This is a genomic window from Colwellia sp. PAMC 20917 (assembly GCF_001767295.1).
In the GTDB taxonomy this organism is placed as follows: Bacteria; Pseudomonadota; Gammaproteobacteria; order Enterobacterales; family Alteromonadaceae; genus Colwellia_A.
The window spans coordinates 2,710,367-2,730,322 of the sequence record NZ_CP014944.1; the positions used below are offsets into that span (position 1 = coordinate 2,710,367).

At 38.8% G+C, this 19,956-nt stretch carries 16 protein-coding genes; 4 read left to right on the forward strand and 12 right to left on the reverse strand.

Translation table 11 applies throughout. From position 1 onward, the window contains the following. Positions 1–34: 34 nt before the first annotated feature. The 7 genes from panC to sfsA all read right to left on the reverse strand — a co-directional run bounded on the left by panC (position 35) and on the right by sfsA (position 6,319). Positions 35–880 carry a pantoate--beta-alanine ligase gene (gene panC / locus A3Q34_RS11670; RefSeq protein ID WP_070375525.1) on the reverse strand — a complete coding sequence of 282 codons (846 nt, stop codon included), beginning with the start codon at positions 878–880 and terminating at the stop codon, positions 35–37. A gap of 17 nt (positions 881–897) precedes the next feature. Continuing rightward, positions 898–1,695, reverse strand: a complete 798-nt coding sequence (panB, locus tag A3Q34_RS11675; RefSeq protein ID WP_070375526.1) for a 3-methyl-2-oxobutanoate hydroxymethyltransferase — start codon at positions 1,693–1,695, stop codon at positions 898–900. An 80-nt stretch (positions 1,696–1,775) separates the two neighbouring features. Continuing rightward, complete coding sequence (folK, locus tag A3Q34_RS11680) at positions 1,776–2,267, reverse strand: 2-amino-4-hydroxy-6-hydroxymethyldihydropteridine diphosphokinase (RefSeq protein ID WP_070375527.1); 492 nt, start codon at positions 2,265–2,267, stop codon at positions 1,776–1,778. Continuing rightward, the gene (gene pcnB, locus A3Q34_RS11685) at positions 2,267–3,649 is read right to left on the reverse strand and encodes a polynucleotide adenylyltransferase PcnB (RefSeq protein WP_070377125.1); all 1,383 of its coding nucleotides are present in this window, start codon (positions 3,647–3,649) and stop codon (positions 2,267–2,269) included. The genes folK and pcnB overlap by 1 nt, the downstream gene beginning before the upstream one ends. Before the next feature lie 203 nt (positions 3,650–3,852). Continuing rightward, a complete protein-coding gene (gene gluQRS, locus A3Q34_RS11690; RefSeq protein WP_070377126.1) occupies positions 3,853–4,734 on the reverse strand; it encodes a tRNA glutamyl-Q(34) synthetase GluQRS in 882 nt (293 codons plus the stop codon). An 84-nt stretch (positions 4,735–4,818) separates the two neighbouring features. Further along, on the reverse strand, positions 4,819–5,259 hold the full coding sequence (gene dksA / locus A3Q34_RS11695; protein WP_070375528.1) for an RNA polymerase-binding protein DksA: 441 nt from the start codon (positions 5,257–5,259) through the stop codon (positions 4,819–4,821). A 319-nt stretch (positions 5,260–5,578) separates the two neighbouring features. After that, on the reverse strand, positions 5,579–6,319 hold the full coding sequence (gene sfsA / locus A3Q34_RS11700) for a DNA/RNA nuclease SfsA (RefSeq protein WP_070375529.1): 741 nt from the start codon (positions 6,317–6,319) through the stop codon (positions 5,579–5,581). A gap of 405 nt (positions 6,320–6,724) precedes the next feature. On the opposite strand from sfsA, the gene pepB reads away from it, so the two are divergent. The 4 genes from pepB to A3Q34_RS11720 all read left to right on the forward strand — a co-directional run bounded on the left by pepB (position 6,725) and on the right by A3Q34_RS11720 (position 13,667). Beyond that, the gene (pepB, locus tag A3Q34_RS11705; protein ID WP_070375530.1) at positions 6,725–8,014 is read left to right on the forward strand and encodes an aminopeptidase PepB; all 1,290 of its coding nucleotides are present in this window, start codon (positions 6,725–6,727) and stop codon (positions 8,012–8,014) included. A gap of 201 nt (positions 8,015–8,215) precedes the next feature. Beyond that, a complete protein-coding gene (gene hrpB / locus A3Q34_RS11710) occupies positions 8,216–10,741 on the forward strand; it encodes an ATP-dependent helicase HrpB (RefSeq protein ID WP_070375531.1) in 2,526 nt (841 codons plus the stop codon). A 53-nt stretch (positions 10,742–10,794) separates the two neighbouring features. After that, complete coding sequence (mrcB, locus tag A3Q34_RS11715; protein ID WP_231907345.1) at positions 10,795–13,113, forward strand: penicillin-binding protein 1B; 2,319 nt, start codon at positions 10,795–10,797, stop codon at positions 13,111–13,113. Positions 13,114–13,271: 158 nt separating this feature from the next. After that, entirely contained in the window at positions 13,272–13,667 is a 396-nt protein-coding gene (locus A3Q34_RS11720; protein WP_070375533.1) for a hypothetical protein, read from the forward strand. Positions 13,668–13,715: 48 nt separating this feature from the next. On the opposite strand, the gene A3Q34_RS11725 is transcribed toward A3Q34_RS11720, so the two are convergent. From A3Q34_RS11725 to A3Q34_RS11745, 5 genes are all read right to left on the reverse strand, one after another. Then, complete coding sequence (locus A3Q34_RS11725; RefSeq protein WP_070374079.1) at positions 13,716–15,041, reverse strand: IS4 family transposase; 1,326 nt, start codon at positions 15,039–15,041, stop codon at positions 13,716–13,718. A gap of 191 nt (positions 15,042–15,232) precedes the next feature. Further along, complete coding sequence (gene hemL / locus A3Q34_RS11730) at positions 15,233–16,516, reverse strand: glutamate-1-semialdehyde 2,1-aminomutase (protein WP_070375534.1); 1,284 nt, start codon at positions 16,514–16,516, stop codon at positions 15,233–15,235. Between the two features lie 74 nt (positions 16,517–16,590). Next, complete coding sequence (locus A3Q34_RS11735) at positions 16,591–17,598, reverse strand: aspartate carbamoyltransferase (protein ID WP_197517584.1); 1,008 nt, start codon at positions 17,596–17,598, stop codon at positions 16,591–16,593. A gap of 183 nt (positions 17,599–17,781) precedes the next feature. Next, positions 17,782–18,213 (reverse strand): CopD family protein, encoded by a 432-nt coding sequence (locus A3Q34_RS11740; RefSeq protein ID WP_070375535.1) that lies wholly within the window; start codon positions 18,211–18,213, stop codon positions 17,782–17,784. After that, complete coding sequence (locus A3Q34_RS11745; protein WP_231907346.1) at positions 18,210–19,913, reverse strand: chloride channel protein; 1,704 nt, start codon at positions 19,911–19,913, stop codon at positions 18,210–18,212. The genes A3Q34_RS11740 and A3Q34_RS11745 overlap by 4 nt, the downstream gene beginning before the upstream one ends. Positions 19,914–19,956: the final 43 nt, after the last annotated feature.

The following is a 19,956-nucleotide window of genomic DNA, read 5'->3' on the forward strand; positions in this document are numbered from 1 at the left end:
ATCTTTATTTATTAATACGAGCAGTAAATAATTATTAGAGGAAAACTTGTAAATTATCGATTAACCTTGCTTTACCACAATGTGCAGCGGCGAGGATCACTAATTCTTTATCATCTTTATTGGCAGGTTGTAGTGTTCTTGCATGACAAATATCAATATAGTCAGTTTTCATACCGGCATTATTGATCAAATGAGTGGCTTGTTTGATCAGACTACTAAAGTCGTGATCAGACTTTATTTGCTGTGCTAGCCATTGAATGTTTTTTGCAAGTGCTGGTGCGATTGCAAGTTGTTCCGGCGTTAAATAACCGTTTCTCGAACTCATTGCTAAGCCACTCTTTTCGCGAACTGTATCGACAGCAATAATATCAATAGCCATTGAAAGGTCTTCAACCATAGTTTTTATCACTTGGACTTGCTGATAGTCTTTTAAACCAAAACACGCGATGTCTGGTTGTACTAAATTAAACAGTTTACACACAACCGTAGCAACACCACGAAAGTGCCCTGGACGGCTTTCTCCACAGTAACCAACAGATACATTGGGTACATCAACATAAGTCTGCTTATCTAGCCCTTTAGGATAAATCATTTGAGCTGAAGGGATAAAGAGTAAATCAGTGTTAGCAGAGACTAATTGCTGTTGATCGTTGTCGAGCGTGCGCGGGTAATTATCAATATCTTCATTGGCGCCAAATTGCATGGGATTAACAAATATACTGGCAACCACTTTGTCGGCGTGGCGATGAGCCTCTGTTACTAAAGCTATATGCCCAGCGTGTAAATTGCCCATGGTAGGGACAAACGCTATTTTTAAACCTTGTTTACGCCATTCAGTGACTTGCTGGCGTAATTCAATAATCTCATTTACTATTTTCATATAGGGTATTTTACAATCTATTTAACAAAAATATGTTCGTCACCAGGGAAGTTTCCATCAGAGACTTCACTAATGTATAACTCAATGGCTTTTTTAATGTCACCAGTATCGATCAAAAAATTACGTGAAAACTTTGGCATATAACTACAGGAAATACCCAAAGCATCGTGCATCACCAAGATTTGACCATCGGTATCTTTACCTGCACCAATACCAATAGTTGGGATTGAAACAGCAGCAGTAATCGCTTTACCTAAATCACAAGGTATACATTCTAAAACTAACAATTGCGCGCCAGCCGCTTCAAGTAACTTAGCGTCGGCGATCATTTTATCTGCTTGTGATTTTTCACGGCCTTGTACTTTAAACCCACCAAATACATTAACAGATTGTGGTGTTAAGCCCAAATGAGCACAGACTGGAATACCGCGCTCTACTAAGCCTTTAATTGTATCAACTAGCCATTCACCACCTTCCATTTTTACCATGCTTGCACCCGCTTGCATAAGTTTTGCCGCGTTAGTGAAAGCTTGTTCTTTAGTGGCATATGTCATAAAAGGCATATCACTAATGATGAGGGTGTCCGTAACGCCACGCTTTACTGACTGTGTATGATAAGCCATATGATCTATATCAACAGGTAATGTGTCATCTTGGCCTTGTAAAACCATACCCAATGAATCGCCAATTAAAATAGCGTGAATACCTGCTTGATCGAATAGTTTTGCAAAACTTGCATCATATGCGGTGATGGTAGAAATTTTTTCACCTTGCTGTTTCATTTTTAGCAAAGTTGATGTGGTTATCTTAGCCATATTTAGTCCAAAATTTTTAAGGTTTGAGTAAATACTCAGAGAGTGTATTTGAGTGCGCGTACTTTCGCATAATTGTTAAATTAGCGCAACTTGCTATGAATTTTTAACCCGTTTGTCGCAATAGCTTGGCTTAATGCTAAAACAGGCTTGCCATTGGGTAGTGTTAGCTTAGGTGATAACTCTGCAAGTGGTAGCAAGACAAATTCACGAAGCTCTAAACCATAATGAGGCACGGTTAAGCGTTCGTGGTTAATGGTTTGATTATCGTATAAAAGCATATCTAAATCGAGAATACGTGCTCCCCAGCGATTATCCTTTCGAACACGACCAGCATTATTTTCGATGGCTTGTAATTCGTTGAGTAAATCTAAAGGATTAAGGTCAGTTGTTAATGAGGCAACAGCATTCATATAGTCAGGTTGGTCTTGTGGTCCCATCGGGCGACTAAAATACAGCGAAGAAACACCGTCAAGTGTGGTGTTTTTTATTTGTGTTAAGGACGCAACTGCAAGTTCTATTTGTTTTTGAGGATCAGACAAGTTACTGCCTAATCCAACATAGACTAACGCCATTAATCGCTACTGCTCGATTTGTCTTCGCGAGCAACCCGACGTTTTCTAGGACTTCTTCGGCTGGTAGTTCGTGATTGGGCAATACTTTTTATCATCAATTCTTGCGTGTTGTGGTCATTCACTTGAAAGTCAGTCCACCACTTTGCTAACTCTTCTAATGCTGGGTTTTCAGGTGTTGCTTCTATTTGGGCTCTCAGTAAAAGAAAATCATATCCCGCACGGAATTTCTGATGTTCTAACGCCTTATAAGCACGTTTACCATCTCTACGACTTAGCTTATCTTGCAGGATCCATATATCTTTCATTACTGCTTGAAAACGTTTAGGGATACCTATACTGCGCTGTTGTTCAGACATTATTTCGCTTAAAGCAGCAAAAAATACATCTTGGGGTGACAGCTGTGGTTGTGCACTACGTAAACGTTCAACATGACTTTGCAGTGGATACCAAAGCATAGCGGCAAATAAGAATGCTGGGGTGACGCGTTGTTCATTATTAATACGGCTATCGGTATTTTCCAGGGCTTGCACGATAAAACGTTCAATATGCGGATGATTGCCTTTACTTAGCATTTGGTCAGTTGCTGGGAAAAAATAGCGAAATAAATCATACTTTCTTAACTGCTGAAAAGTAAGTTGCGCTTTGCCGGCAATAAATAACTTTAAAAACTCTTCGAACATTCTTGCTGGAGGTATATTTGCCATTAAAGGAGCTAATTCAGCAATTGGCGCTTCTGTTTCTGGGCTAATGGTCATATCTAGCTTAGTGGCAAATCTAATTGCACGTAGCATACGAACCGGATCTTCACGATATCGTGTTTCAGGATCACCAATCAAACGGATTAATTTAGCGTTAATGTCGCCAATACCGTTAGCAAAATCATGTACTTTAAAATCTTTTGCACTGTAGTAAAGTGCGTTAATGGTAAAGTCACGACGTTCTGCATCTTCTTCGATAGAGCCATAAATATTATCACGCAGTAACATGCCGTCTTCACTTTGTTTTGAAGTCTTTTGGCAACTTTGCTCTTTCTCTGGCGCATTTTCATGGTGGCCACGGAATGTTGCTACTTCAATAATTTCACGGCCAAAAACAATATGAGCTAACCGGAAACGGCGACCTATTAATCGACAATTGCGAAATAAATCTTTAATTTGTTCAGGAGTCGCATTAGTTGCTATATCAAAGTCTTTTGGCTCTAAACCCAATAACAAATCACGTACACCACCACCGACTAAATAGGCGTCATAGCCACCACTATTTAAGCGGTAAAGCACTTTTAAAGCGTTGTTGCTCATTTTCTTACGAGAAACATTATGCTGGTCGCGTGTTAAAACAGTAGAGCCTGAGGTCGGCTGAATTTTAGTTGAGCTTTTAGCCATTTTTTTAGAGGCTTTGCCTAATACTCTTTTACACAAGTTGATAACACTTTTGATAATACTGGCCTTGATTGGATAATGTGGGAAGTTGAAACATCTTATAATGCTAGGTTTCACTTTTTATTGGCTACAATAATATATCACGGGGCAATAAAAGAGAATATAAAACGTTTGAAAATTCAACAAACACCCGTTTTACTTGAATATTACTGACAAAATGCTATTTCTTGCTGCTTAGGGATCGCATCTGTAGACCAGTTTTCGATCGCCCACTCTATTATTTGTGTGGCTGAATAAGCATAAAGATCTTTAGGTGGATGTTGTCCAAGAAAATTAAGGGCTGCGATTAAGGAAGGGGTTGGATTGTTATTATCAATGGCAGGGGCTTTGTTTTGTTTACTGAGTTTAAAACCAGTTGCATCAACGGCTAATGGAATATGGCCAAACTGTGGCGCTTGATAACCTAGTTGTTGATAAAAACTTAACTGCCTTACCGTTGGATCAAGTAAATCACAGCCTCGAATAACATGGCTAATATTTTGATAAATATCATCAACTACAACAGCAAGTTGATAAGCAAATAGCCCATCTTTTCTGGCTAAAATAAAGTCTTCTTTGGCAAGCTGTTGCGGACAAAAATAATCACCTTGTATTAAATCATGATAGTGATAAATACCGTGGAGATTACGAAACCGCGTAGCACTATTTGTTTGCGGATGATTTTTTTTTCTGCACTGACCTTGATAAATCCCGCCCTGGGCCTTGATTTCAGCGCGTGTACATTGGCAGTGGTAAGTGAGTTTTTGCTCTGCTAATTGTTTTAAAACGTCACGATATAAATCGCTTTGCTGACTTTGATATAAAACAGGTTCGTCCCAGTGGAGTCCATAAGCATCGAGTGTTGTTAAAATTGCAGCACTGGCGCCGAGCATTTCACGGGGAGGGTCTATATCTTCAATACGAACTAACCATAAACCTTGCTGATTTTTTGCATGTAAATAGCTGGCGAGTGCGGCGATTAAAGAGCCAAAATGAAGGAAACCCGAAGGGGATGGAGCAAAACGGCCACGATATTGAGTCGTAGACATACTCAAATATTGTGGCCGCGTAATATTAATTTTGTCGTGATTCATATAATGAACACGTTAGCGTAATATTATTTAATCAAGCATCTAACCTGCTAATTGGCGTTCTTTAATCTCAGCAAGTGTTTTACATTCAATACATAAATCGGCAGTTGGGCGTGCTTCTAAACGACGAATGCCAATTTCAATACCACATGAATCACAGAAGCCAAATTCATCTTCTTCAATCAATTGTAATGTTTTTTCAATTTTTTTAATGAGTTTACGTTCACGATCTCGTGTGCGTAGCTCTAAACTGAACTCTTCTTCTTGAGCTGCTCGGTCAACCGGATCAGGGAAGTTTGCTGCTTCGTCTTGCATATGCATAACTGTACGGTCAACTTCTTCGCGAAGCTGCACTCGCCAAGCATCAAGAATTTTCTTGAAATGCTCTAATTGAGCAGCGTTCATGTACTCTTCGTTGGCTTTCTCTGCGTACGGCATTACGCCCGCTAATGCTAAAATACCTAGTACTTTTTTGGCTGGCATGCTTATTCTCCTAAATGCTACATCGACCTACATGGCGAAGTTGTTGCTCTTTCATTAAAAGCTACACCCGTGGTTGCAATTGCCAATAATAAATAGACCTGAAATACCCAGTCTATATTGCGTTGCACGAATCATAATTCAAGGCTTTCGTTACAATTAACTTAAAAAATAATTATTTTTCTTTTAAATCAAACGGTTGTGGGTTCGTTCGGAAAAGTGGAAATATTTTTGTATACTATTTTTTAACAATTTATTTTTGAGCAAGCTTTTTTAACAATTTTTGTTAGGGTGAGTCAATGTATTTAACTCTTTTTTTTGGTTAATCAGTTACATTTTCCGCGAACCTTACCGGCAAGGAGTCGACCAAAGACATTTGAATGTTATTGATATCTTCCTTAAAGCTTACCTTGTAAGCAATAACCTCAACACCCTGCTCCTTAGCTTGTGATAGAAGTTCTGCATATTTAGCGTCAATATGCTGTGCGGCCATAACGCTTTCAATCCCACTATGAAGTACAGCAAATAACAAAATAGCTCGATGACCTTGTTGTTTCATTTGCATGAGTTCACGCAAATGTTTCTGACCTCGAAGCGTGACTGCGTCAGGAAAGTAGCCTTGCTTACTTATAGAGCTATCACTTAGTAGGGTAACACTTTTAACTTCTATATAAGTTAAAACATCGTTTTTGTCAGTAAGTAAGAAGTCGATTTTACTATTTTCATCACCGTATTTTACTTCTCGCCTTAACGTTTTATAGTTGTGCAGTTCATTAATGGTTCTATTAGTCAGTGCTTCTTCAACTAATTGGTTGGCACGTAGGGTATTTACACATATAAAATGATCATTGTGTGTTTGAGTAATTTCCCAACTGTAAGGATATTTACGTTTTTTATTATCGGAAGTACTGTACCAGACAGTATCTTTTTCTGTAGCACAACCGGTCATAGCACCTGTATTGGCGACATGAAGTGTTGTTTCAGTACCATCTTCTAATATGATATCTGCAAGGAAACGTTTATAACGTTTGATTAAAATCGCTTTTTTAAGATTTATGTTCATTGGAAAAATAAATGATAAGTTTTATTAATGTTACGTTATGTACTGACAAACCGCTAACTTTTGTTAGTGGTACTTTCTTGGCCAACAACACTCGCTAAAATTATTGCAAAGTTAGCCTTATTGTCTAAAGCCAGTCTTATACTTCTCAGTTAATAAGCGTTAAAAGATAGTGGTTTTGATAAAATATTCCAAAGATATTTTGGTGCTGGTGTTAGAAAAGTACAACAAGAAAACTGCAGTATTATATCGTTAAATAATCCGTTTTCGCTGCTGAAACAGCCTTGTCTAGAGCTGATTTTTGGCTAGGTTTACAATCATTAAATAACTACTTTTCAAAAAATATCGGCTTTGCTTAAGGATAAGTATAAACTAAGACGTATTAATTTATGATCTTCAGGATAGTTTATGACCCAAGTAACAAATATTCATTTATCAAAGCAAAGTAGTAATAATAATTGGCAAAGTGACAACCTTGTTCAGTATGTTGATAACGAACTTCATATCTGTTTGAAAGATTCAAGTGGAACCCCCTTAAGACAGATTCAAAAAGCAGCACGTAGCATTGAGAAACTTGGCGTTAAGCATGCCCGTTTATCTGGTGATAACTGGCAAGCTGATACTCAATGGAGTTTTGCACTCGGTTTTACTTGCGTCGGAAAATTAACTAACGTTGAATTTACCGGTAGCAGCGAATGTATCAATAATTTGAACGACAAATTAGCCGTTTTTGCGTGGAGTCGTGATTTAATTAATCAAACACCTTCTGAGTTATATCCGCTTAAATTGGCTGAATTAGCGGCAGACTATATTAATGCACAAGCACCTGCTTACGTCACTAGCAATATTATCTCTGGCGATGAATTGCAACAGCAAGGCTGGGTAGGCATTTATAATGTTGGTAAAGGCAGTATTAATCCACCGTGTTTATTAGAAGTTGATTTTAACCCAACAGGTGATCCTGATGCGGCTGTATCTGCTTGTTTAGTCGGTAAAGGTATCACTTTTGATAGTGGCGGTTACAGCTTAAAGTCAAACGCAGGTATGTTTGACATGAAATGTGATATGGGTGGTGCTGCAGTGGTTGCTGGGGCTATGGCATTAGCCATTAGACAAGGTTTAAATAAACGCGTTAAGTTATTTTTATGTTGTGCTGAAAATATGGTCAGTAACGATGCTTATAAGTTGGGTGATATTTTAACTTATAAAAACGGTGTAACGATGGAAGTCGCTAATACTGACGCTGAAGGTCGAATAGTACTGGCTGACGGTTTATTAGCAGCAAGCGAAACTAAGGCACCTCTTATTATTGACGCAGCAACACTAACCGGTGCGGCGGTAATGGCTACCGGTGGTGAATACAATGCTTTATTTACTTTAGACAATAAAGCTGCAGAACAAGCTAAAAAAGCCGCAGAGCAAGTGAATGAGCCAATATGGCAATTTCCTTTAGCTGCTTGGCATCAAGATAAATGTCCATCTGAATTTGCAGATACGGCAAACAGTCGACCTGTACCGGGTGGCGGTGCTGGCGGTGCAAGTAATGCGGCGGGATTTTTATCTAGATTTGTCGACAATGAAGGAGCAGGTTGGTTACATTTCGATTTAGCGACGGCTTATAATGGCAGTAGCACTAGCCTCTTTAGTGCCGGAGGGACTGGCTTAGGTATTGCCACGATCGCTGAGTTAATTAAGTAATTTTTAATGTAACGTGTTAATTGATAAAAGCACAATAATGAAGATTATTGTGCTTTTTTGTTTAGGCGATTAATATATTTACATTCATAGCGGTTATTTACCTGTTTTAGGCTGGCGAACGAAATATAACAATATGGCTTGAAACGTTTGTGATAGAGTGACTATCAGCTTGTTACCCGACCCTATTTCATAAAAATTAAAATGTCTGTTTCTCCATTACCCATAGAAAACATCAAAGCGGAATTTCTTGATGCATTAACTCAGCATCAAACTCTTGTACTATCTGCTCCGCCAGGCGCGGGTAAATCAACAGGCCTACCGTTATGGCTATTAGCACTTGGCCAATTTAAAGGTAAAAAAATATACTTACTTCAACCTCGTCGTTTAGCGGCTAAAACAGTTGCTTGTTTTTTAGCGAAGCAGATAGGTCAGTCGGTCGGGAAAACAGTCGGTTATCGGTTGAAAAATGAAAGTAGGGTATCTGAAAATACTCAATTGGAGGTCATCACTGAAGGTATATTCACCCAAATTATTCAGCATGACCCTGAGCTTGAAAATTGTGCTTTAGTGATCTTTGATGAGTTTCATGAAAGGTCACTGCATGCAGATTTAGCCTTTGCATTAGCACGAGATACACAACAAGGGTTACGAGACGATTTAAAAATATTATTAATGTCAGCAACGTTAGCGACTGCTGAAATACTCAAGCAATTACCTGACGCCGTTTCTCTTGCTAGTGAGGGTCGAAGTTTCCCTATTGATGTTAGTTATTCGCCAGTAAAAAATAGCCGATTATGGCGTGAACACGCGGTTAATATTTGCAAGAACGCAATAAACTCGCACCAAGGTTCAATATTGGTTTTTTTACCAGGTATCGCAGACATTCGTTTTCTTGCTGAAAAGTTAAGTGAGTTATTACCCAAGCATTTTTTATTATGTCCATTATATGGCAACTTAACGCTTGCCGAGCAACAACAGGCAATTTCGCCTACCGAGCAAGGGCTTCATAAAATTGTTTTAGCAACTAATATCGCAGAAACGAGTTTAACGATTGAGGGAATTGATTTAGTTATAGACAGTGGCTTAGAAAAAGTCGCCATCTACGACCGGCAAACGCTGACAAATCAGTTACAGCAGCGTAATATTTCTAAGGCCTCTGCAATACAGCGTATGGGACGTGCGGGTCGAATGATGGCAGGTAAATGTATTCGACTTTACAGCGACGAAGACTTTCAGCGTAGGAACGAACAAAGTGCCAGTGAAATTCAACAAGCTGACTTACTTCCTATGGTTATAGAGGTTGCACGCTGGGGTGTTAAGCAATTTAATGAACTACCTCTGATAGAACTTCCGGCAAAACTACTCGAAACTCAAGCATGGCAAGAATTACAAAAGCTGCAGATACTTGACGATAAAAGAAACTTAACCCCGCTTGGCAAAAATGTTGCTGGTTTTGCTTGTCATCCACGTTTTGCTAAAATGATTGTGAGAGCCTCAGCATTAGAAAAAAAACATCAATACTTAGGATTAACAAACCTCGCCGCATTGTTAGCGTCATTGCTTGAAGACCGAGACATATTTCGTGGTGAACGTGCATTTACCGATTGTGACCTACGTCACCGTTTGAGTGAGTTAATTCAGCAATCGACCAGCAAAAAATATCAGTCATTTTTCCAACAAACAAAAAAACACTTACAAAAAATTAATAAAGTTTCAGTAACGAATTTATCAAGCTTACCAGTGGAATTAACTGGATTATTACTTGCTTTAGCTTATCCCGAGCGTATTGCTAAACAACGAGCACAATACGGCCATTTTTTAGCTGAAAATGGTAAAGGTCTTATGATCAATGAACAAGATGCGCTGGCGAGTGAAGATTATATTGTGGCTGCTACTTTAGCTGAATATCAACAAAAATTACAAGTAAGACTTGCTGCACCGGTTGATATTAAACAGCTTATTAGTTTAGGGATTATCGCTGAAAAACAAATAAAACAACTTACCTACGATTCAAAAACCCAACGTATAAGTGCTAAGCAGCAAACAGTATTTGGTGCTATTGTCTTGTCAGAAAAACCCAGTAATGAACAAATAAGTGATGAAGCGCTAGCTACTTTATGGCAACAGCAAATTGAGCGAAATGGTCTGTCCTATCTTCATTGGCGCGAAGATGATCAAAAATTACTCAGTCGTTGGCGCTGGGTTAATCAAACTCAGCCGCATTTAAATTTTCCTAATGTTGAGGAAAGTGGTTTATTACAACACTTAGCTTTATGGTTAGTTCCTTTTATTGGTGGGATTAAAAATAAAAACCAGCTAGATAAAGTAAATTTATCATCAGCATTATTATCGTTACTTGATTATAACCAGCAAAAAACCTTCGCTCGTATTGCCCCTGAGTATTTTGTTGGCCCAACAGGAAGACGTTGCCCAATTCGATATAGTGACGAGCAAGCGCCAATTGTTTCAATGCCTATGCAAGAGCTTTATGGCGTGAGTGTTACCCCTAAGGTTGGCGATGATCAGCATAACAGCGATGTTTCCTTGATTATTGAGCTACTATCGCCGGCAAAGAGACCTATTCAAGTGACACAAGATCTTATTGCTTTTTGGCAAGGAAGCTACAAGGAAGTACAAAAAGAGATGAAAGCAAAATACCCTAAGCACTTTTGGCCCGATGATCCTGCTAATGCAAAGGCGACTAACCGTGTTAAAAAATATATGTAATAAAGTATCAGCTTTATTAACGGATGAAAATACTATTTAAAATGACTAATAATGTGAAAAAAGAAAGCAAAGAAACTAAAGGAAAAACGGCCACTAAGGCGTCTCGGGTAAGTTGGTGCTGGCATACCGCTTTGAAATTATTCATTACCTTTATGTTTTTATTTAGCTTTTATGCGGTTTACCTCGACAGTAAAGTGAAAGATAAATTTGAGGGGCAACGGTGGAACATTCCCGTGCAAGTTTATGGCAAAGTTGACAGTTTCAAAGTCGGCGATAATGCTTCACTCGTTCAATTAAAGCAAAATTTACTTTTGTCTGGTTATCAGAGAAAACAGCAAGCGCTCAACCCGGGTGAATTTGCTTTATCAAAGACGACGCTGATTGTTTATCGTCGCGCTTTTGATTTTGGCTACGGTAATACGCACGTAGAGCGCTTCACTATTAATATTATCGATAACAAGATACTTTCTTTGTTTAATGAGCAAGGGGCTATTGAAAGTTTTTCATTTGAACCTTACTCACTGGGGCGATTAGTTCCTGAAAACAAAGAAGATAGGGTGATAGTCTCATTGCAAACAGTACCAGAGCAATTCATTGATACCTTACTCTTGGTTGAGGACCGTGATTTCTATTTTCATGCAGGTGTTTCCCCATTAGGAATTTTTCGAGCTTTGCTCGCTAATATTCAAGCAGGGAGAGCGGTTCAGGGGGGGAGTACTTTAACACAGCAACTGGTTAAAAATATGTTCTTAACCCGTGATAAAACACTTTGGCGTAAAGTTAACGAAGCGGTTATGTCGATTATTTTGGAGCTTAGATATAGCAAAGATCAGCTACTTGAAGCCTATATAAATGAAGTCTATTTAGGGCAACACTATGCTAATGGTATTTATGGTTTTGGCTTAGCGGCTAAATTTTATTTTGGTCAGCCGATCCAATCTTTAACGATTGAACAAATGGCCATGCTTGTTGGGCAGGTCAAGGGGCCTAGTTATTATGATCCTTGGCGTCAGCCTAAAAATGCTAAAAAGCGACGAGATCTTGTTTTACGGTTGATGTATCAAAATGAACTGATCTCACAAAAAAACTATCAAGCGGCCGTCGGATCACCTTTATCTATTCGTAAAACTCGCCGTTTAGCCAATAAAAAGTTTCCTGCTTATTTACAATTGGTCAAAAAAGAACTTTCTGAAAAACTTTCAGCGTTTCAGCAACAAGCGGGTGTTCGAGTTTTTACAGGCTTTTCAATAACAGCACAAATGAATGCAGAACAAACGATAGCTAAGCATATCCCTGAGTTAACAATACTAAACAAAGGCGAGACCTTACAACTTGCCATGGTGGTTACCGATATCAAGTCAGGTGAAGTAAAAGCCTTAGTTGGCGATAAAAAAGCGGGTTATGCCGGCTTTAACCGAGCATTAGATGCTAAACGTCCCATCGGTTCATTAGTAAAACCCGCAATATACTTGGCCGCTCTAGAGCGTTATCAACAATATAACTTTGCAACCTTATTGAGCGACGAACCTATTGTACTTATCAGTGATGGCGGTAAAGAATGGCGTCCAAATAATTATAATGGAAAATTTGAAGGCAAGGTAAGCCTACATGATGCTTTAGTGAGGTCGTTAAACGTGCCAACAGTGAATTTAGGTATGCAACTCGGCTTAGAAAATATTGCCAATATCTTTCACTTGTTAGGTTATCCCGAAGATATCGTCACTCGTCCTAGTATGTTATTGGGCTCTTTAAGTTTATCACCATATGAAATTAATCAGCTTTATTTATCTATAGCCAATCAAGGATTTAAGAGTAATAGTCATGCGATTGACCGTATAATCTCGGCACGGGGCGAAACTTTATGGCAATTTGAAGCGCCAGACGAGCAGTTGTTCTCAACTCAAGCTATGTATTTACTCGACCATGCTTTATCACAAGTAACCGAAGTGGGAACGGCTAAGTCGCTTACTTGGCGTTTAGATGGGGCAGCAGTAGCAGGAAAAACAGGTACCACCAATGATCAAAGAGACAGTTGGTTTATTGGTTATGATAACCAAAACTTAGTGACGACTTGGCTAGGTCGTGACGACAACAAACCGACCAACCTAACAGGCAGTAGCGGCGCTTTAGTGCTATTTGCACAGTTTATGAATAAAAATGGTGTGGTTAACAAAAGCCGTTTAATGCCTGAAAATATTGCATTAACTAATTTTGAATCGTCCAGTGGTATCGCCGTCAGTATCGAGTGTGCTGAAATGATTAGTTATCCGGCAATAACGACGGGTCTTTTAATAGAGCCGCATTGTTTAGGAAAAAAGCTGACAGAAAAGAAGAAAAAGTTATCTTGGTTCGAACAACTTTTTACTGATTAGCATGACAGGTTTACTAATGTATCTTGTTTTTTTATCATGCCTTTTCTTGCATGTTTATTATACAGATACTATTGTATAAAAAATTAGCTGGCTCATAGGATTGCTTGTTAATCATAAGGGATTGATATCACGTATAAAATTAATACGCTGGATCTGATATGAAGCATCGTTTAAGTTTTGGCTTTTATAATATATTTGCAAATAATATTATTGAAGTAACCGCTGATGAAGGCGTCGAAATGACACTTGAAATGGTTGAGGAATGCCATGAATTTGTGCATGAGAACGTAGAAGGGGATTTTGCCCTGTTAATCAACCGCATTAATAACTACACCTTTACTTATGAAGCGAAACTTTCAGTTGCATCTTATGAAGGTTTAAAAGCGCTTGCCTTTGTTTGCTATTCTGAAAAAAGTGTCTTAGTGACGAAGAAACTGCAGGCAAGTCGTTCATTTGATCAATGGAAGTATCCGGTATTTTCAGGTTTAGAATTAGGTTGGCAACAAGCTTATCATTGGCTTGAAAATGAATTACTGGCCATTAAAGTAAATTAGCGTCACCGTTAATAAAAAGGGATAGCCATCGGCTATAATGCCTGTCAGTTAAGAACTGACAGGCATTTTTTTGCTTCTTTTTTCTGGATATCTTTTAGGCCTAGCCTTAACTATTCTCGGATAACTCCTATCCCGCCGTTCGGGTAAGACAAATGCCTCAGCCATATCAAGTAAACTATTGAGTACGGAAGGAATTTTTCCTGGCGAGACAAATGGCAACATCGTTAACTCTTGAATGATATAAGCCGATGCACGGTTAAAGCTAAGCTGATAGGGCATCACGTCTTTTAAGCTATGTGCCATTTTAGCCATTTGAAATCGAATTAAATTATAGGCAAGTAAAACACCCCATAATTCTTGCTCTATCATCTCTGGTTTTTTGCTTCTTAAGGTCAGCTGATTCTTAAGCATATACTGTTTCATTTCTCTAAAACCTAATTCTATTTCCCAGCGATGTGAATACAAATCTGCGATGTCGGCAACAGGGTACCGTAATGGATCCGTCATTGACGTCAAAATTGAATAGACCTTTCCATTAATCGTACGTTTCACTAACCGTGCCTCCATTGTGGAAGGTAAATTCAACCACTTTTTTCTGGCTTGAGGTGATGTTTTTAAAAGGATTATTTGGTCTCTATTACTATATTTACGGATGACTTCAAACTGTGTCCCTTTTTTCAAAGGTACTAGCCAATGGCGCTCATCACCCGTAGTTCGCCATTGATTAAGTAAACCAAGCGAATAAAAACCTTTATCAAATAGTGTTAAAGAGTTGTCGGGAGTCGATGGGATTAAATCGGCGGCTAAACACATTTCATTTGTAGAAACTTTATCGAATGCAGAGGCGGTTAATAAATGGCTGGTTAACTCCATTTGGCATACCATTCTAATTTGGGGATAAGCTGATTCACGCTTGTCGTTATGCAACTTACCGAAAGCCTCTTCGTTTTCTTTGGTATCTGGCGTTCGCCAAACAACACCATCAACGCCGAGTAGTTTCAATCCACAAAAAGTAGGTGATGGTGTTTTTTCATGCCAAAGCTGTTGAGTCTGATTAAATATGCGCTCAACGACTTCTGCACCTAATCGTTGTCTCGCCTGGACAACAGCACTCGGTGCCACAAACGGGCGTTTCCCTGGAAGCATGATATCGAGTTGATTCACGATGTCACTCATCGGAAGGTGCCTAAATATCGACATTCCCACGATACTCCAAACCATCATTTCAAGAGGTAACCTGCGTTTTCTTAATGTTACGATGCCTGACTCTTTAAGGCATTTGTCGATTAAATCTGGTGATAGTACTTCAGATAAGGAATTAAAATGCTCAGGCGTAAAAGCCTCAAGTGAGTGAAAATCATAATCTAAAGGCATAAAAAAATCCGATGTGAAGTGAACATCGGATTTTGATCTCATTCAGCTAAAAATCAATAGTTTTTTCTTAACTGATCGGCATTATAGCCATCGGCTATCCCTTTTTATTTTAAGGATGGTCTTGTTAAAAAATGAGTATCCTTGTGCGTCAACGGGCGTGGTTTAGTCGCTAAACCACGCTAATTTTTACATTATAGTTGAGCAAAGCACTTATCAGCAGCGGCTAACGTTAATTCAATCTCTTTATCGGTATGAGCCATAGATAAAAAGCCAGCTTCATAAGCTGAAGGTGCCAAGTAGATGCCGTTTTCTAGCATTAAATGGAAGAAACGTCTGAACTTATCTGTATCGCAAGCGGTTGCTTGTTCAAAAGTAGTGACCGGCTCTGGTGAATCTGTAAAGAAAAAACCAAACATTGCACCCGCATAGTTAATGCTTAATGACACGCCATTGCGCTCAGCTGCTGCTTTTAAACCCATAGCAAGCTTTTCAGTTGATGCACTCAGTTGCTCGTGTTTATCACCGATGCTTAATTCATTTAATGCCGCTAAGCCGGCAGCCATAGCGATAGGGTTACCCGATAAGGTACCTGCGTGGTAAACAGGGCCAATAGGTGCGATATAATCCATAATCTCTTTTTTACCGCCAAACGCACCAACAGGCATACCACCACCAATAACTTTACCTAACGTTGTTAAATCAGGAACAATATTGTAATGTGCTTGAGCCCCACCTAATGCAATACGAAAGCCGGTCATTACTTCATCAAAAATCAATACACTTTTATGTTCATCACAAACGTCACGTAGACCTTCAAGGAAACCTTCTACCGGAAGAACACAGTTCATGTTTCCAGCAACAGGTTCGACAATAATACAGGCGATTTCATCTTTATATTTAGCAAAAATTTGTCTAACTTCGTCAATATTATTAAAGCTAACGGTTAATGTGTGCTTGGCAACATCAGCAGGAATACCTGGTGAGTTTGGCACCCCCATGGTTAATGCACCTGAGCCTGCTTTTACTAATAGCGAATCAGCATGACCATGGTAGCAACCTTCAAACTTTAAGATTTTATCGCGTCCAGTGTAGCCACGAGCTAACCGAATTGCGCTCATGGTAGCTTCTGTACCTGAGCTGGTCATACGAATGCGTTCCATTGACGGTACTAGTTCACGTACCTTCTCCGCCATAGTGATTTCTAGCTCGGTAGGTGCGCCAAAACTTAAGCCATTTTGAGCAGTTTCAATAACTGCTGCTAAAATAGCCGGGTGGTTATGGCCTAAAATCATTGGTCCCCAAGAACCGACATAATCAATATAAGCTTTACCATCGGCGTCATAAATATATGCACCTTCAGCGCGTTTAATAAAACAAGGCGTACCGCCAACACCATTAAATGCACGAACAGGCGAGTTTACGCCACCGGGAATAATTTGTTTTGCGCTGTTAAAAAGTTGTTCTGAATGGTTCATAAATTGCCTACTTTGTTAATTATAATACGACTAACATTAAATAAACTGTTGTCGCTTATATACTTAAGAATTATTTATTTGTTGGTGTACCAAGTCACTGGTTTTTCAAATTGGCTGAGCTTATTTTCGACACCCAGTGTTAAGGCAAATAATGCCATACGGACCAGTACACCATTTTGGGCTTGTCTAAAAATAGCTAGGTTGTCTAAATCATTTAAATCACTATCAAGCTCGTTTGCTTCAGGGCGAGAATCGCGTGGTAAGGGATGCATTATCACGGTATGTTGCTGGCAAAACTGCTGATAAACTTCTCTATTTAAGCTGAAATGACCCCGGTATAAATTAGCTTCGTCTTTACTGGCAAAGCGCTCTTGCTGAATGCGTGTTTGATAGATGATATCGCACGATAAATTATGGTCAATTTTATCGGTAACCACAACTTGATGTCCGGCATTGGTTAAGGATGAGATTATACTGTCGGGCATGTTAAGTGCGTCAGGAGATATCATCGTTACTTTCATGTTTTTATATAAGCTGAGTAATTTTGATAATGAATGTACGGTTCTCCCGTGTTTGAGATCACCCATTAAGACAATATTTAAACCGTCTAAAGTTTTGTTATGTGGCGCCATTTCAGATTGCATGGTAAACAAATCAAGTAAGGCTTGTGTCGGGTGTTCATTAGCTCCATCTCCGCCGTTAATAACCGGTACACTACTGCCTTTTGAAAACTCTTCAACTGAATACATCGTGGGATGTCGCATCGCAATAATATCAGAGTAGCCGCTAATAACACGTGCCGTGTCAAAGAGAGATTCACCTTTACTCAACGATGAATTTTCTTGTCCTACGGTCTCACGAACAGCACCACCGAGAAGGTTAAAAGCGGCACCAAAACTGACCCGGGTACGGGTACTGGGCTCGAAAAAAAGATTATTGAGAATTGCACCATCCAACACATGACAACGCTTCTTACGCATAGCATAAGGCGCCATTAGTGATGAAACTTCTAAAATACGAGAGATAGCATCGCGATTAAGCTGCGAGACAGAAAGGATATGACTTCCTTCAAACTTCATCATAAAAAGTTACCCAAAATTATAAGACTGCGACTATTTTTGATGCAGGAATATAGCACAATTCAGAAATGTTGAGAATAGATTATCGCTGCTATTCAGTTTCTGTGGGTCTAAATCAAAGCGTTCAAACTAATTGATGAAAGCTTCTTATGGGCTATAAGCCAGAATATAAGCAAAGATCGCCCATTAGAAAGGTTTTAAATACACCAAATATAATATTACGAGTAATATAAGGACGGGAAATTCATTAAAAATTCGATAAAACTTTCCTGAACGTACATTTTTATCTTCTTTAAAATCTTTAACTAACTTAAAACAATAACCATGGTAAGCGAGCAGTAAAATCACTAACGTTATTTTTAAGTGCAACCATTTTGAAGCGATAAACCAAGCGTATCCATAATAATAAATCAAGGCTATGCCTAAAGACACGGTTAACACAGCAAAAGGTGTTACAAAATATAACAAACGTTTTTCCATACCCTTTAAATGCTCGGCAACCTCAATACTAGAGGTTTCAGCGTGATTAACAAACAGGCGTGGTAAATAAAAAACACCAGCAAACCAAGCGACCATAAAAAAAACATGGCAAGCTTGTAACCATAAAAGAGTTGTCATACTGTTGTTTTTCCTTCTAATAAATAACTTCTGATCTGTTCAAAAGTAATAATGCCTAAGATCTCATTAGGATCATTATCATAAATATAAACACCACCATCTCGCTGTTCAATCAGGGCTAAATAGGCTTCAGCTAAAGTTGATTGGCTTTGCAAAGGTAGTAGCTGTAATTGTACTATTTCTACGCGCTTAGTGCCTGAGTCGTGTTTTATTTTTAACCATGAAAATGTTGAGTAAGGACTAAGACTTTCTGTTTCAGGTGCTACTTCAATAATAACATGATTTAATAATTCAACATTCTTCAATGCCCTGAAAACTTCCAAAGAACATTCTTGTTGATAAACGCTAATATTTTCCTGTAATACGCCTAATACACCGATACGTTGTAATGATTTCTCGATGGGAGATTTTCGATATTTGAGACCCTGTTGCTCAAGTTGCATAACAAATACCGATCGGTTGTTGAAAAACTGCCCTGAAAAGACACAGGCAGTGGTGATGACTATCATTGCTGGCACAACAACCTCTAACTGATTTGACAACTCGACTACCGTTAATAATGCGGCAAGGGGAGCGTTTAGTGTTGCTGCTAAGAACCCCGCCATACCCATTAAGGCATAATCACCAGCAAAATTTTCTCCGGGTAGATAACCCGTAACTAATATTGAAACACAGGTGCCTACAATCGCACCAATACCAATAATAGGACCGATAATACCCCCAGGAATACCTAGACCTAAAGCGGTAATGGTCATCAAAATTTTAGCAAATAAAACCCCGAGTAATAATTGTAAAGGAATATTATTTTCTAAGGCAAACGTTATTACACTTAAGTCTGTGCCCATAGCAAAGGGTACAAAGAAGCCAAGTATCCCAGTAATTAATGCTGCTAACATAATGCGTGGCACAATATGAATCGAGCTCGAATATTTTATAATAATGACTAAGTATCGGTTAAAGCCATAGGCTAATAACCCAAGTATTAACCCTAATATAATCAAAACAGGGTAATGATCAAAACTGAGGGATATTTTACTAAAATATCCAAATTCATGGGCAGGTCCCAAAAGGCTTCGGCTGATCATTGACCCTGTAATAGAAGCGATCATAACAGGAATAAAAATATGCACTTTGTATTCGCGTAAAATAACTTCCATAACAAATATAACAGCGGCAATGGGGGTATTAAAACAAGCGGAAATACCTGCGGCAATGCCACATGCACATAGTGTGCGTATGGTATTAAACGGTAGATTTAACTTGTTACCTAAATAACTGCTACAAGCAGCTCCTAAATGTATAGCAGGCCCTTCTTTTCCAACTGAGAAGCCGGACGCTAATGCAATCACACTACCGAAAAATTGATTCAACGTATTGCGAAATGGAATAATGCCATTAGCTACTTTTAGGCGATGTAACACAAAAGGAATACCGGTACGTAAATACTGGTAGCCGGTTAGCCAAGCAAAAAATAAAATGACTAATCCGCCTACTATAGGCAAATGGAAACGACTTAAAGCACTTAAGCTGGTATAGTTATCTTTTTGGACTAAATAAAAGCTTTGAACTGTCTCAATGCTGTAGGTGAATAGCACAACTAGAAGTGCTGATGCAGTGCCACCTAAAGCGGCTAACAAACAAAGTTGCCAGGAAGTTCTCGGTAAGGCTAAACGTTTTCTAAGTAAAGAGAGCGATATCATAATAATGAATGGGTGCACCTTTTATTGTTTGAGCCTAAAAATA

Bases quoted from the DNA above. Each gene is read 5' to 3' on its own strand.
- hemL (WP_070375534.1), bottom strand. From the start codon at position 16,516: ATGAACCATTCAGAACAACTTTTTAACAGCGCAAAACAAATTATTCCC.
- sfsA (WP_070375529.1), bottom strand. From the start codon at position 6,319: ATGAACATAAATCTTAAAAAAGCGATTTTAATCAAACGTTATAAACGT.
- A3Q34_RS11720 (WP_070375533.1), top strand. From the start codon at position 13,272: ATGAAGCATCGTTTAAGTTTTGGCTTTTATAATATATTTGCAAATAAT.
- panB (WP_070375526.1), bottom strand. From the start codon at position 1,695: ATGGCTAAGATAACCACATCAACTTTGCTAAAAATGAAACAGCAAGGT.
- hrpB (WP_070375531.1), top strand. From the start codon at position 8,216: ATGTCTGTTTCTCCATTACCCATAGAAAACATCAAAGCGGAATTTCTT.
- dksA (WP_070375528.1), bottom strand. From the start codon at position 5,259: ATGCCAGCCAAAAAAGTACTAGGTATTTTAGCATTAGCGGGCGTAATG.
- pepB (WP_070375530.1), top strand. From the start codon at position 6,725: ATGACCCAAGTAACAAATATTCATTTATCAAAGCAAAGTAGTAATAAT.
- A3Q34_RS11745 (WP_231907346.1), bottom strand. From the start codon at position 19,913: ATGATATCGCTCTCTTTACTTAGAAAACGTTTAGCCTTACCGAGAACT.
- pcnB (WP_070377125.1), bottom strand. From the start codon at position 3,649: ATGGCTAAAAGCTCAACTAAAATTCAGCCGACCTCAGGCTCTACTGTT.
- A3Q34_RS11735 (WP_197517584.1), bottom strand. From the start codon at position 17,598: ATGATGAAGTTTGAAGGAAGTCATATCCTTTCTGTCTCGCAGCTTAAT.
- panC (WP_070375525.1), bottom strand. From the start codon at position 880: ATGAAAATAGTAAATGAGATTATTGAATTACGCCAGCAAGTCACTGAA.
- gluQRS (WP_070377126.1), bottom strand. From the start codon at position 4,734: ATGTCTACGACTCAATATCGTGGCCGTTTTGCTCCATCCCCTTCGGGT.
- A3Q34_RS11740 (WP_070375535.1), bottom strand. From the start codon at position 18,213: ATGACAACTCTTTTATGGTTACAAGCTTGCCATGTTTTTTTTATGGTC.
- A3Q34_RS11725 (WP_070374079.1), bottom strand. From the start codon at position 15,041: ATGCCTTTAGATTATGATTTTCACTCACTTGAGGCTTTTACGCCTGAG.
- folK (WP_070375527.1), bottom strand. From the start codon at position 2,267: ATGGCGTTAGTCTATGTTGGATTAGGCAGTAACTTGTCTGATCCTCAA.